This window comes from Paenibacillus oryziterrae (genome assembly GCF_042610485.1).
Classification (GTDB): domain Bacteria; phylum Bacillota; class Bacilli; order Paenibacillales; family Paenibacillaceae; genus Paenibacillus_AQ.
The window spans coordinates 121,276-133,772 of record NZ_JBGJZO010000008.1; the positions used below are offsets into that span (position 1 = coordinate 121,276).

Below are 12,497 nucleotides of genomic sequence, written 5' to 3' on the forward strand. Positions count from 1 at the left end.
AGAATCAGGATGTTGTTCTTAAAATTTCATTTGAGGTGCTGGGATGACTTTAAAGGGTAGAAGTCTTCATATAACGGTTGTGCTATTTCTCCTTCTCATGGCGTGCGGCTCACTTTTTGCTTCGGCGGAATCCGTATTCCCGCACGGCGAGATTAGCCAATGGCAGATGAAGTGGGGTGAGGAAGGCGAATTTGCAGGCAATGAGGTTCCCGCTTATATCCAAAATCAAACCGGGTGGATAGACGTGGATTCAGAATCTGCTCAGGGAACACCAACGCTTCCTATAGGTATTTCTTCGGCTTGGACCCGAATGGTGCTGCCAGAGATGAAATGGTCTTCTCCAGCGATATACATTGATACCTTGTATGCCCTGCATGTTAAGGTTTTTGTAGAGGAAAGGCTTGTTTTTGAAGGTAACCGCGGCTACATCAAAGATAATTACTCACTGTTTGTACCTTTAAGCATAGAGGATGCGGGTAAACCTGTATACATATGGACGGAAACGCTCAGGGATAGAATAGGTATAAAGAATACGGTGCTTATAGGGGAGAATCATTCACTGATCCGGGAGTATATCCAAAACGGTTTAGTGGATATCATCCTTGGGAGTGTCTTTATTTTCGTTGCGCTCACTATTTTTATTTGTGCCTTTTTCCTCAGCAGAGAGCATTTTACGATTTCGACTGGACTTGCTGTAATCATTGCTTCAACCGGTATCTTGTCGATAACCTACTCGCCTTTCATCTACACCTTCTATAGTAGTTTGGGATCGGCCAGTATTGTATTTCTTGATTTGGCACTGCTGTCTTTATTGCCTTCCCTCACCTTTTTGTTCGAAAAAATATTCGGCCCGGGTAAATTTCTGATTATTCTGCGCTTCCGCAGGTTTCAGGTGGCTTATTCGGCATTCTGCATGATCTGTCTGGTAATTAATTTACTCTCCGGTAACCGGTATGTGGAGTTCTATTATTTTGTATCCACCAAAATCGTGGGTTATCTCATGATTCTGCAGTTCATTCTTCTCATTGCCTGTGTCATTATATTTTCGGCCCGGCGTAATAAAGATGCAATTATCTTTGCTATTGGTTTTGGAGCAGCAGCACTTACGGGTGTTTCGGAGTTAATCTGGTATTATATCCAGGACGGTAATTATGACCTTAGCTACTGGAAGTGGTCACTTGTTATCTTTATCATGTCTCTGATTGTTATTCTGGGCCGAAGACTGGCGCAGGATCATCAGCAGGTGGTTGAGTACTCCAAGGAGCTGGAATTGTTCAATAATGAATTGCAGCGTTCCGAGAAAATGGAGATCATCAGCGAGCTGGCAGCCTCCGTAGCTCATGAAGTTCGCAACCCCCTTCAAGTCACCCGGGGATTCCTGCAGCTGTTAAGCGAGAAATCAAGCGGAGAAGAGAAAGAGTATATGATTATGGCTCTGAGTGAACTGGACCGGGCCTCGAATATTATCACGGATTTCCTGACCTTTGCCAAACCTGAATTTGAACAAATATCTACACTGAATATTCTGGATGAATTCACACATATTGAAAGTATCCTTCGTCCGCTCTGCCATATGAATGGCGGCAAAATGATCCTCGATGTAGCAGATGACCTATGGGTTAGAGGCAATTCCTCGAAATTCAAGCAGGCTTTCATTAATATTATCAAGAACAGCATTGAAGCAGTGACCGAGGACGGCATAATTCACATTACCGGATATAAAAAAGAGGAAAAGGTCTATATCCATATCAACGACAATGGAGAGGGAATGGATCCTGAAGTACTCATCCGGCTGGGAGAGCCGTACTTCTCCAATAAGAGCAAAGGAACGGGGCTTGGCTTAATGGTTACTTTTCGCATTATTGAAGTGATGGAGGGAGAGATCAAATTCCGCAGCAAAAAAGGAGCGGGAACTGAATCCATTACCATCCTGCCATTGGCGGAGGTTCCGGACAATTCCCACTCCTTATAAATTTAGGGGTCTTACCAAGAACCTTGGGGGGCGGCGTCTATCTTCAGTACACCTGATGCTGGGCTGGGAGGTATAACCAGGTAGAACTCGTGGCTGCCTTCTTCTACCGCTTTCAATGTTACATTGTCGGGAATGATTACGCCTAATGCTTCCTTGAGGGCTGCTTTCGGATCTGTCAATAGTCTTTGCTTGAAGCTCGGATCCTCCCAGGCTTTTTGAATCACTTGATTTCTAAGAATCGCTTCTGACACAATAATCACCCTTTCCCAAAGTGGTTAAATATTACCATTTGAATATAGCATAGGATTTTTTTGAATTCTATGATTATTTATCTGATTCTGTCATATGTTTGGAGAGCCAATAGGAGAGTCCGCCATTCTGCAGCAGCTGTTTGTCGTATTCGATGGTTTCTGAGATATGTTTCAGATTTGCGACAAGATCATTATGGAAAGCCAGAAGATGAGGGATAGGCAGATCAAGAGCTGGAAGCCGATCCTTGTTGTCCTGGGCGATCCTTAGGTATTGCTTCATACCTCCCGCATTAAATATAAAATGCCTCACTTCTTCCGTTGTTATCCGCACTTTACGATCTGATAATTGGCTTTCTGCAAGAGCCAGCAGACCGTTATAGCTCCCCTGTTCTAAATCTTCCTGCCAATCTTCATAATCATCTAGCATCTGCAACGTTAGCAGAACATGCTCAAGGAGGTTCTCTAGCAATGGCACTAACGAAATTTGGCTGGACAGCAGCAGCGCAGCTGTGCTGGAGAGCTTCAGAGGACTAGCTTTGCGGGCAAGCATATGCTGCTCACTCAGGAAATAATCATGGCTGCTTTCATTGCTGACACTTTCCGCCCATTCAGTTATATACCGGTTAAAATAGGTCCAAAAAGGTGAATCGGCCGGGAAGTAGCCGTGATAAACATTAAGGAACTCAAGGTATAACAGGTTGGCCAGCGGTAATCTGGAGGCAGCGGAGCCTCCGGGATTATCCATGATGTCGTCCTGAATGAAGAAATACAGCATAATAAAGATGTTCCCTTTGGCCATTTGCCGGCATTCTTCGGCAGGGAGTCTGCAGCTTTCCCGCAGCCAGTAAGGCAATAAGTAGCAGATGTAATTTTTGTGACTGGTGGTTTGAAATACATCGAATTGCTGCAGATAGACTGCTCCTTGGGTGCGCAGCGGTTCCGGAAATTGTGAAATTGTGAGCTTACATTCATCGAAGACCTGGCGAAGCTCTGCCTCATAATCATGAAACCAATCCATGACGTCATCTCCAACATGATTTATAGAACGAATTGTTGACCTGAGTATAGCCCGTCACTTCTATATTGACAATGATATCTTACGGAGGGAATACTGATGGAATGGTACACTTTTGGCCAGATGCTAATGAACGTACGGACCGGCCAGAAAGCGTCGACACCGGATGGGCGTACCGTGCTGCGGACCCCTGCAGGAATGTTCTGGAGGGGTGGCACCATGGACGGTAAAATAGTGGAGATCAAGGATTATCTATTCTCGGATTTGTGGCGCATTTATGAGGATGAAGAGAGCCTGAAGGAGAGAGGGAACCGGGGGGAACATGAAAGACGGGAACGGGAAATGCTGGAGAATCAATATGAAGAACTAAGAACAACTTACTTGGAGACGCTGCGGCGGCTTAAGGACGTATCGGACGAAGGGGTGTAAGGATGGATAAAATCGTATTTGGTATACTTGGCGGAGGCTGGAGGGCCGAATTTTATTTGCGCATTGCTTCCCAGCTTCCGGACCGATTTGCTGTAGGAGCTATGTTCATCCGGAATCCTCAGAAAGCGGAGGAATTAAGACGGGTGTGGAACGTGAACGTATATACTACACTTGAAGAATTCATCGAAAAAGGCGGATACGCCTATGCTGTGGTCTGCATGAGCAAGTCAGCCAGTACAGAGTACATTCTTAAACTTGCGGCAGCGGGAATTTATGTGCTCGCAGAAACACCGCCCGCGCCAGATCTCCAAGGTCTGATAGACTTATGGAATCAGGTGGGAAGTTCAGGGAAAGTTCAAATCGCCGAGCAATATTTGTTCCAGCCGATGCATGCCGCCAGAATCTCGCTCGCCCGTTCCGGCAAGCTGGGAGAGATAAGCCAGGCCCAGGTATCCGCAGCACATGGTTATCACGGCATTAGTCTGATTCGTCAGCTGCTTGATCTCAGATTTGAGAACGCTACGATTCGCGGGCAGAGCTTCGGATCTCCAATTATTAATGGCCCTGACCGTAGTGGACCGCCGGCAGCCGAGCAGGAGTCGGTCTCGTCTCAGACGATCGCCACCTTGGATTTTGGCGGCAAGCTGGGTGTGTTTGATTTCACGAGAGAGCAGTATTTCTCCTGGTTCCGAAAGAACCGGATGCTGATACGCGGAAGCCGGGGAGAAATCGTGAATGAGGATGTGGCGTGGCTCGAGTCATTTGACACCCCCCTCTATAGCAGAATGCAGCGAATGGACGCTGGACACGGAGGGAATCTGGAAGGTTTTTATTTAAAAGGTATTATGTGCGGTAGCGAATGGCTCTACCATAATCACTATGCTCCGGCCAGACTCAGCGAGGACGAAATTGCCATCGCCGAAAGTCTTACACGAATGAGTCAGTATGTCCAGGGAGGGCCCTCATTCTACAGTTTAGCTGAAGGAAGCCAGGATCATTATTTAGGCCTGCTCATAGATCAGGCTGCGGCTTCGGGAGAAACGATAACTTCTGAAACCCAAATATGGTCGCCGGATTATTAATTAAGGCTTACCCCACGCAAGTCAATACAACTCGAAGACAAAGGGGCCGTCCTCAGCAGCCATTTTCATGGCTATGGGACGGCCCTTTGCGATCACGTGTCTTGCGCTCTTATTTATTCGCTTCGGTGAGGCACGATGCTAACAGGTCTTTATATTGCTGGCGGAGAGAAAGCAGCTTGGATACACTTTGTTCCAGCCCGCCCATGCGGTTTCTTTCAGTCCATAGCAGGCGGTAATTGTGGAGCAAAATATCCAGATCAGCGATTTGCGCCTGCAGTTCAGCAGTGTCGGCGTTGCCCGGAGTCAATGATAGCTGGCGTTTGATCATCCCGAGCTTGATGGCATGCTTGACGAAATGTATACCACTTTTCAGTTCTCTCAGTACAAGTTCTCCGTCATCACAGTGAAGCGATACCTCCTTAAGCCGAGCCTCAATGTCCGCAATATAGCTTGAGAGCTTTCCGAAATGCTCATCCGTAAGCTTCTCAACAAGTAGAACATTATCGAGACTGCTTCGCAGCAACATGGACATTTCCGTATCATTCGGACGGGATTGGCCGGATTCCAGCTTATAGTAATTGCCAAGATCCAGCAGCAGCTGACCAATGACTTCTGAGGAATCAGAGAACAGGAATTTATTTAAGTAAGCCGGAACATCATCTAAGCGGTCAGCCTGTGCATTCCAGGCCAGCGAAGCTCCATAGACAAAACCTGCGTAGCTTACCGGGAGATGCTGCCAATGCCCGAAGTCTCCCCAGTCGGTAATGAGGTATCCGATAGCTCCGTTATTTTTGCCGTGAACGGCAGCGCTACGCAGATTGGCTATCATATTGTCGCTTCGTCCGGTCAATGAATTCCATGAGCTCGTGCCCGGACAGACATAGAAAGGAATGCCCGCTTCACGGAATTTGAGGGTATCCTGTTCAAACGGATGTTCCGCGCTGTAACCCCATTCCATTGCAATAATGTCCTTGGGAAGCTGGGGAATGAGCTCCGGATATTGGATGATGATATCTCCCCAGAACTGCATAGTTTTGCCGCGCTGCTTGACCAGCCCGTGGATTTTTTGCAGGAAAGACAGGTATAAGCTGCCTTTTCCCAAAGATTCCGCGAGATCCTTGCTTTTACCAAGACCCAGTTCATAAGTTTCGTCGCAGCCGACATTAAATTGCCCCGAGCTGAAATAGGGCAGCAAGTCATCATACATTTGCTCCAGCAGCTTCAGTACTGCCGGATCTTCTGTGTCGAATGTACCGGGACGCATAAATAATCCATCTGGATAAAAGTCGGGGGCGTACATTCCCTCCGGCAGCATAAACCCCTCTGGAATTTCCGCCAGAGCGTTGAACTCGGGCCGGGTGAGCCAGCCCTCCATATGGCCGAAGCTGTTCTGATTAGGCACAAGGTCGATGAAACGTTCCCGACAGTAGGCGTCCAGCAGGAGGATTTCTTCGCCTGTAATTGGTGTTTCTAGCGCCCAAACATCGGGAAAAGATTCATAGGCAAAAGGAACACCTTCTATATATAGCTGCAATTGGTTCATCTTGAGATCGGACATCAGATCTATGACACGGTAGAGCGTCTCTTGCTTCGGAATCTTGTTCCGGCTGATATCCAGCATTAGGCCTCTGGCCCCGAAGTCCGGGCAGTCCCGGATATGCAGACATGGAATATCTCTGCCGCTTTGCGCTAAGATTTGCTTAAGTGTCGCTATGGCATAGAAGGCAGACTCCCCAGAGCCGTAAGTCACAGAAATCTCACGTTCTGTGACGGTAAGCTCATAAGCCTGTGCCGGAAGACCCTGATCGCAGATCATTGTACAGGCTGCTGCAACTTTTTCGCGGAGGCCGATCGATAAGGGTAACGTCAAATTGAGGCTACTGGTCATAGCCTGCTGTAGTTTCCGGGCGGCGGGAATGGCTGCGGAGTCTTCCGGACTTGCCACAATAATGCTTCCGCCGGCTGGAATCCTGAAGAAACCGGGCGAAAGGGACAGCTGCTGAGGATAGGGCACGAGCAGCAGTGGATTTGACTTGGTCATAGCAGGGACACCTCTTATTCATGTAGAATATGATCATCTTCCAATTAAACATATCACTCGCAATGAAGGGAAGGAATGCAAATCATGTCTAAGCTGATGGATTATATGATCAGCCCCTACCCTATTCGGATTATTGATCCCAAGGTAGATGCTTCCAAGCTGAAACTCCGGTCGATCCGGATAGGGCAGGTAGGCCACCTCCCCGGGAGAACGCTGTTCCGTCAGAATGTGCTTTTCGAGCATTGGGCTGTAGTTTTTATTGCATCGGGGTTCGGAATCCTGGCTGAGAATGACGGTGCGGAGCAGCAGGTAACGGCGGGTAGCCTGTTCTTTTTCAGACCCGGCTGCAGATATGACTTCGGACCACCGGCCGGAGGCAGCTGGGATGAATATTATATTAATTTCAGCGGTTCCCGGGTTAATGAATGGCTGGAGTCCGGGCTTATTGCCGGAGGGACTGTATTTCAGGCAGGCTCCCCGGATGAATTCCCCGCCCGTTTTGAAGCGATCATCACACAGATGGAAGGTGGTGCGCCGGCAGATGCGGATAGGGCTGCGTTACTATTAGAAGGACTGCTGCTTGAATGCTCGCTGGATGTCCGGAAGAATAACAGACTGCTTCAGGATGATCCGATGCCCCGAATCCGCGAGGCACTGATATCCTCCGTATATAGCGAAATTGACCTGCAGCAGATTGCGGCTAATCACCATATATCGCTTTCAACTCTTCGCAGACTCGTTCGCCGAAGCAGCGGATTCCCGCTGCATGAATATGTTCACCGGCTCAAAATGGCGGAAGCGAAGAACCTGCTGCTGAATACTAGTCTTCAGGTTAAAGAAATCTCCAGTCTTCTGCACTATAATGACACGTTTTATTTCTCACGCGTGTTTAAGAGAATTATGGGTGTTTCCCCGCAGCACTGCCGGAGTAACATATAATATTCGACATTTAACGTCCTTTCGTAGTGGTATTTGTCGTTATTTGCATTTTTTTGTTGACACTTTTTCGAATCGGGTGATAGAATTTAGGTATTATTTGCAAAAAATAAGCAGGTCTTAAGGATTATGCTGGAGATGATGATATTGAGAGAATTTTACTGCATTAGATGCCGTAGTCTCCATAGTGCGGATTTGAGAAATCAATCCTTGCGAGTTTTGTCCACGGCCTATCACATTGTGAGTGGGCAACGTTATCCTATTTGTATCTGTGATTCTTCATACTCATATACATCGGTTATTTCAGATACCTGCAAAGGAATACATAACGTATCGGAGTAACCTTACACCCGTAAATACCCTGTCCGCTTAGCGGGCAGGGTATTTTTTACGGCGTTTATTACACAAACCTCACATGAAAACATTGTTTTTTTGGAAAAGTGGATCATTTTACAGTAAAACCTGAAAAAAGTACGGTTTTTATGTTATTTATTTGTTATGTAAACGTTCACTTCCAGACAGTCAACTTGTTATTGTGATTTTTCTCATGTATGATGCTGTTAATAAAGAACAACTTAACCTCGCATTTTCCACAAAACTGGAGAATAGGGTGGTAGGATGAAAATTAGATCAACTTCGGAAGACAAGGTGTTCTCTTTTTACAGAATTGTTTCTTTATCCATCACTTCGCTAATGTTTGTCCTGAAAGATACGGAGCCTTCCCTACTCTATAAATCCCTGATTATTATATTGCTGTTTGTCCTCGCTCGAGGATTCGTACTAGCATATCGAAGGCTCTCCAACAACCCACGGATGTTAATGCTTGTCGTGAGTACAGAAATTGCGGGTATTGTTCTTTTAACTTTTCTTACTGGTGGATATGACAGTCCGTTCAAACTTTATGTACTTAACCCCATTCTTCTGGCTGCCGGGTCTTTTTCTTTATATTTCGGATGGAATTTACTCTTTGCATATGTGGGAGTAACGGTTATTTTCACGTATCTTTTTATGGATTCGCCGCACAATTCCTTCGCATCAGCAATATTAAATAACGGCAATCTGTTTCTAGCCCTGGTACTTACGGTTACTATTATGCAAATAGTTGTGCGGATGAAACGCCAGCGCGAAGAAGCCAATGCGCGGACAAATGAAACGATGGAGCATATCAAATCGCTCTACAACATCGTGGAAACATCGAGCCAGCATGATTTCATGAATATTGGGCAAGTCATCACCGACTATGTTGTGAAACTGACTAAGCTGGAGAGAGCCTTGTTCTGGTTCGCCAAAAAAAGCGGAGAGCCTGCACCGGAAAGCCGGCAGACCGGCTGGCAGCAACAGGAGGAAGCATTTCTGTTCGCGGAGCTGGAAAAGCATGAGCATGAATGGAGGCTTCAGCGTGAGCCTGTATTTAAAAGCCTACCGGGACTCGGTGATTTTCTGCTGATGCCTGTCCGGATGAGCACCCGGTTTGTAGGATTGATTGGTGTCAGGCTGGATGCGGCGGAAGGACTCGAAGGCAGGAGATGGTATATCCAGCAGTTGATGTTTCTCTCCGAGCTGAGTGCGATTATCCTTGAACGGCATGAGCTAGGGGTAATCGAGAACCGGCTGATCATCACTAACGAGCAGAACCGGATCGCAGATGAAATGCATGACAGTGTATCACAGAGTCTCTTTGGTATTGTGTATGCCACACATTCACTGAAACAGACCTGGAAGAAGATGACGGAGTCCCAGCTGGAAGAGCAAATTGAACTTATCCATGATTCAGCAACCAAGGTCGCCAAAGAGCTGCGGATTACGATTTACAGCCTGAGCTCGAAGAAGAGCGGAGGGCCGACATGGCTTGGTATGGTCAGATCACATCTGAAGAGCCTGTCGAGACTTAACGATGTGGAAATCGAACTTAAAATAACGGGGGATGATTTCAGCCTTCCCTATCCTTATCACAAAGCCCTTTTCCGGATTATATCGGAGGCTACAGGCAATGCCATTCGTCATGGCGCTGCCAGGAGGATAGAAGTGGAGCTGTCTCTGAAGCCGAAATGGATAAAGCTCTCGGTCAGCGATGACGGCAAAGGTTTTGATACCAGCCTGCTGTGGATAGAGTCAGAGGACAATACGGGTGGCCTTGGTATGAAGAACATGCAGTATTTAAGCCAGTCTCTGGGCGGCGATTTCCAGCTAACCAGCAATGAGGCTGCGGGTACAAGAATTATGATTACGATACCTGTCGGTGTGGCCGAATTAAAGAACGCATAATCTAGAAGCATATGCTTACGAAACGAGTTTTGCATCGCAAAACTTTTAGGAGGTCGTTCAATGAAAATCGTCATTGTAGATGATCACCCCTTGGTGAGAAGAGGACTGGCTGCAGTCATCTCTATGCAACCCAATGTGGAGTTTGCCGGCGAAGCAACGAATGGCCCCGAAGCGCTACGTGTATTGAAGGATACACAACCGGATCTTGTATTGATTGATCTGAAACTAGCTGATGAATCCGGACTTGATGTCATCAAGATGGCTCGCATCAGCGGTATTACAAGTAAATTCATTCTGCTCACATCTTCTGCAAGCCGTGAGGATTTCCTGAAAGCGGAGGAGGTTCTGGTTGATGGCTATGTCCTGAAGGAAGCCTTGCCGGAAGAACTTCTGTTTGCGATCCAACTGGTCCACAAGGGGCGTAAATATTATGATCCCGGACTCATGGAGGATAAAATGCGGATGAATGTAAGCAATCCGACGGATGAATTGACGCCAAAGGAAAAAGAAGTACTGATCGAGCTTGGACAGGGAGCATGCAACCGGGAGATTGCCTCCCGCCTATACATCAGCGAATTTACGGTGAAGAAGCATGTCAGCCAGATCTTGGCTAAGCTGCAGGTTGCTGATCGTACACAAGCTGCACTGTATGCCAATGCGGTAGGTCTTACTAAATATGAGATGTCTTACGAATAAGCTTTAACGGTGATGCCTCAGCGATTTCGCAGAGGCTTTTATTTATCTTAAGACGGCTGTTGCCCCAGGGCGGCAGTCGTCTTTTTTATGTGTTTTGATCTGATTTTACATGGGTACGCTTTCATATTTTCATATGGTACTAATGTATACCATGGACTATCCGTAAGGAGTAGAAGGCCTTACTCCAAAGTGAAAAGGAAAGTGATGCTATGAGCCATGTGGGACAAGTCCGTCATTGATAGAATAAAAGCAAGATAACTGAAACTTTCATGATTGTTTTCAGAACAGAACTTTACGGAAGGAGGGTTACAGTGGAGAAGACGATTCTGGATTACATTAATCTGATTAAAAAGAAGCTGTGGCTTATCACCATCTTTGTTTTAATCTCCTGTGCAACAACCTACTACGTCAGCAAAAACTTCGTTGTGCCGGTCTACTCCGCTTCTGGTCAGTTGCTAGTCAACAATGTTGCGGGCGTGCCTGACGGTAATGATCTTAACAATCTGAACTTCAGTCTCAATCTGATCGAGAGCTACAAGGAAATCCTCACCTCACCGACGATTATGAAAAATGTAGTGGCGGCCCACCCAGAATTTGGCTTAACGGAGGAGCAGATCAGACAAAAACTGAGTATCCGTTCTTCTGAGAAAAGCCAGGTCATTAATATCAGCGTAGAGGACGAGAATTACGCACAGGCAGCAGGGATCGTAAATGCCGTTTCGCAGACATTCATCCGGAGCTTGCCTTCGCTGATGAAGCTGGACAATGTAACGTTCCTGACGCCGGCCGATCCGGCTGATCAGCCTAGCCCGTCCAACAGCAGTTTCACAATGAATCTCATTATCAGCTTTGTGGTAGCGTTGATGGCGGCACTGGGAATCATTTTGCTAATGGAAACTCTTAATAATACACTGCGCACCGAGAGGGAAGCTGAGCATGACCTGGGCCTTCCGGTAATCGCCACAATTCCTGTGATCCGCAAACGAGACATGGGCAAATCGGCCAAATCAAGGGTAAAGGAGGGCGCTTATGTTACGGCTGAATAACAGTCTGATCACAGACAGCAGTCCCTCGTCGTATATTTCTGAATCGTTCCGGTCCCTTCGGACCTACATCCGGCACCTTGGACTTCTAAGCAGCGGAAGAGGGACTGTACTCCTCTTCACTTCAGCGGAGACGGGTGAAGGGAAGACAACCTTACTCGCCAATCTGGCAGTATCCTTTGTCCAGGACGGCAAGAAGGTCGCCGTCATTGATTGCAACCTCAGAAATCCTGGTCTACATGCCATATTCGGAGTAGAAGGCAGTGAAGGTCTTGTGGCCTACCTGAACGGAATGGAGTCATCGGATGATATTGCGGCTTACGGAAGCCTTGCCAACCTGAGTGTAATTCCCGCCGGAATAACCAAAGTAAGTCCTCCGGATCTGCTGGGCAATGAGAAGATGGCAGCATTGCTGGAAGAACTGAGAGCAAGCCATGAACTCATCCTTATCGACACACCGTCCGCCGTAGAATACAGCGATGCCCGGATACTTGCACCATATAGTGACGGTGTGATCCTTGTCGCCCGATACGGCAAATCCAAGCGGGAAGCCCTCCGCAAGGCCAAGGCGCTGCTGGAACAGGCCGGCTCCAAAATTCTCGGCATCGCCATGAATCAGGCGAAGTGAGTTCTTGCCCAATGAAGTCTATGCTATCAAAACTTTGGCTTATGCTTCCGAAGCGAGTTTTACGAAGTATCCCAATGAAGCTTATGCTATCAAAACTTTGGTTTATGCTTCCGATGCGAGTTTTGCGAAGTATCCCAAT

The 12,497-nt window shown here is 47.1% G+C and carries 11 protein-coding genes; 8 read left to right on the forward strand and 3 right to left on the reverse strand.

The genetic code is table 11. The features are described 5' to 3' along the window. Positions 1-43 precede the first annotated feature (43 nt). Positions 44-1,972, forward strand: coding sequence for an ATP-binding protein (locus tag ACAN55_RS11335; protein WP_379132241.1), 1,929 nt, complete (start codon positions 44-46; stop codon positions 1,970-1,972). 11 nt (positions 1,973-1,983) lie between these two features. On the opposite strand, the gene ACAN55_RS11340 is transcribed toward ACAN55_RS11335, so the two are convergent. Beyond that, positions 1,984-2,226, reverse strand: a complete 243-nt coding sequence (locus ACAN55_RS11340) for an NHLP leader peptide family RiPP precursor (RefSeq protein WP_379132421.1) — start codon at positions 2,224-2,226, stop codon at positions 1,984-1,986. 70 nt (positions 2,227-2,296) lie between these two features. Beyond that, positions 2,297-3,241: a hypothetical protein gene (locus ACAN55_RS11345; RefSeq protein ID WP_379132244.1), complete on the reverse strand. Its 945-nt coding sequence runs from the start codon at positions 3,239-3,241 to the stop codon at positions 2,297-2,299. A 96-nt stretch (positions 3,242-3,337) separates the two neighbouring features. On the opposite strand from ACAN55_RS11345, the gene ACAN55_RS11350 reads away from it, so the two are divergent. Further along, positions 3,338-3,667, forward strand: a complete 330-nt coding sequence (locus tag ACAN55_RS11350) for a hypothetical protein (RefSeq protein WP_379132246.1) — start codon at positions 3,338-3,340, stop codon at positions 3,665-3,667. Between the two features lie 2 nt (positions 3,668-3,669). Then, positions 3,670-4,749 (forward strand): Gfo/Idh/MocA family protein, encoded by a 1,080-nt coding sequence (locus tag ACAN55_RS11355; RefSeq protein WP_379132249.1) that lies wholly within the window; start codon positions 3,670-3,672, stop codon positions 4,747-4,749. Positions 4,750-4,858: 109 nt separating this feature from the next. Here the strand turns inward: ACAN55_RS11355 and ACAN55_RS11360 are convergent, their stop codons facing one another. Then, on the reverse strand, positions 4,859-6,790 hold the full coding sequence (locus ACAN55_RS11360; RefSeq protein ID WP_379132252.1) for a beta-N-acetylhexosaminidase: 1,932 nt from the start codon (positions 6,788-6,790) through the stop codon (positions 4,859-4,861). An 84-nt stretch (positions 6,791-6,874) separates the two neighbouring features. On the opposite strand from ACAN55_RS11360, the gene ACAN55_RS11365 reads away from it, so the two are divergent. The 5 genes from ACAN55_RS11365 to ACAN55_RS11385 all read left to right on the forward strand — a co-directional run bounded on the left by ACAN55_RS11365 (position 6,875) and on the right by ACAN55_RS11385 (position 12,358). Beyond that, complete coding sequence (locus ACAN55_RS11365; RefSeq protein WP_379132254.1) at positions 6,875-7,729, forward strand: helix-turn-helix transcriptional regulator; 855 nt, start codon at positions 6,875-6,877, stop codon at positions 7,727-7,729. Positions 7,730-8,344: 615 nt separating this feature from the next. Continuing rightward, positions 8,345-9,991 (forward strand): sensor histidine kinase, encoded by a 1,647-nt coding sequence (locus tag ACAN55_RS11370; protein ID WP_379132257.1) that lies wholly within the window; start codon positions 8,345-8,347, stop codon positions 9,989-9,991. A 60-nt stretch (positions 9,992-10,051) separates the two neighbouring features. After that, the gene (locus tag ACAN55_RS11375) at positions 10,052-10,687 is read left to right on the forward strand and encodes a response regulator (RefSeq protein ID WP_379132260.1); all 636 of its coding nucleotides are present in this window, start codon (positions 10,052-10,054) and stop codon (positions 10,685-10,687) included. Positions 10,688-10,998: 311 nt separating this feature from the next. Beyond that, positions 10,999-11,733: a YveK family protein gene (locus tag ACAN55_RS11380; protein ID WP_379132263.1), complete on the forward strand. Its 735-nt coding sequence runs from the start codon at positions 10,999-11,001 to the stop codon at positions 11,731-11,733. Beyond that, the gene (locus ACAN55_RS11385) at positions 11,717-12,358 is read left to right on the forward strand and encodes a CpsD/CapB family tyrosine-protein kinase (protein ID WP_379132265.1); all 642 of its coding nucleotides are present in this window, start codon (positions 11,717-11,719) and stop codon (positions 12,356-12,358) included. Before ACAN55_RS11380 ends, ACAN55_RS11385 begins: the two co-directional genes overlap by 17 nt. Positions 12,359-12,497 lie beyond the last annotated feature (139 nt).

What these genes read in the sequence shown, in the direction of transcription:
- ACAN55_RS11365 (WP_379132254.1), top strand. Translation starts at nt 6,875, where the DNA reads ATGTCTAAGCTGATGGATTATATGATCAGCCCCTACCCTATTCGGATT.
- ACAN55_RS11370 (WP_379132257.1), top strand. Translation starts at nt 8,345, where the DNA reads ATGAAAATTAGATCAACTTCGGAAGACAAGGTGTTCTCTTTTTACAGA.
- ACAN55_RS11385 (WP_379132265.1), top strand. Translation starts at nt 11,717, where the DNA reads ATGTTACGGCTGAATAACAGTCTGATCACAGACAGCAGTCCCTCGTCG.
- ACAN55_RS11345 (WP_379132244.1), bottom strand. Translation starts at nt 3,241, where the DNA reads ATGGATTGGTTTCATGATTATGAGGCAGAGCTTCGCCAGGTCTTCGAT.
- ACAN55_RS11375 (WP_379132260.1), top strand. Translation starts at nt 10,052, where the DNA reads ATGAAAATCGTCATTGTAGATGATCACCCCTTGGTGAGAAGAGGACTG.
- ACAN55_RS11360 (WP_379132252.1), bottom strand. Translation starts at nt 6,790, where the DNA reads ATGACCAAGTCAAATCCACTGCTGCTCGTGCCCTATCCTCAGCAGCTG.
- ACAN55_RS11355 (WP_379132249.1), top strand. Translation starts at nt 3,670, where the DNA reads ATGGATAAAATCGTATTTGGTATACTTGGCGGAGGCTGGAGGGCCGAA.
- ACAN55_RS11335 (WP_379132241.1), top strand. Translation starts at nt 44, where the DNA reads ATGACTTTAAAGGGTAGAAGTCTTCATATAACGGTTGTGCTATTTCTC.
- ACAN55_RS11350 (WP_379132246.1), top strand. Translation starts at nt 3,338, where the DNA reads ATGGAATGGTACACTTTTGGCCAGATGCTAATGAACGTACGGACCGGC.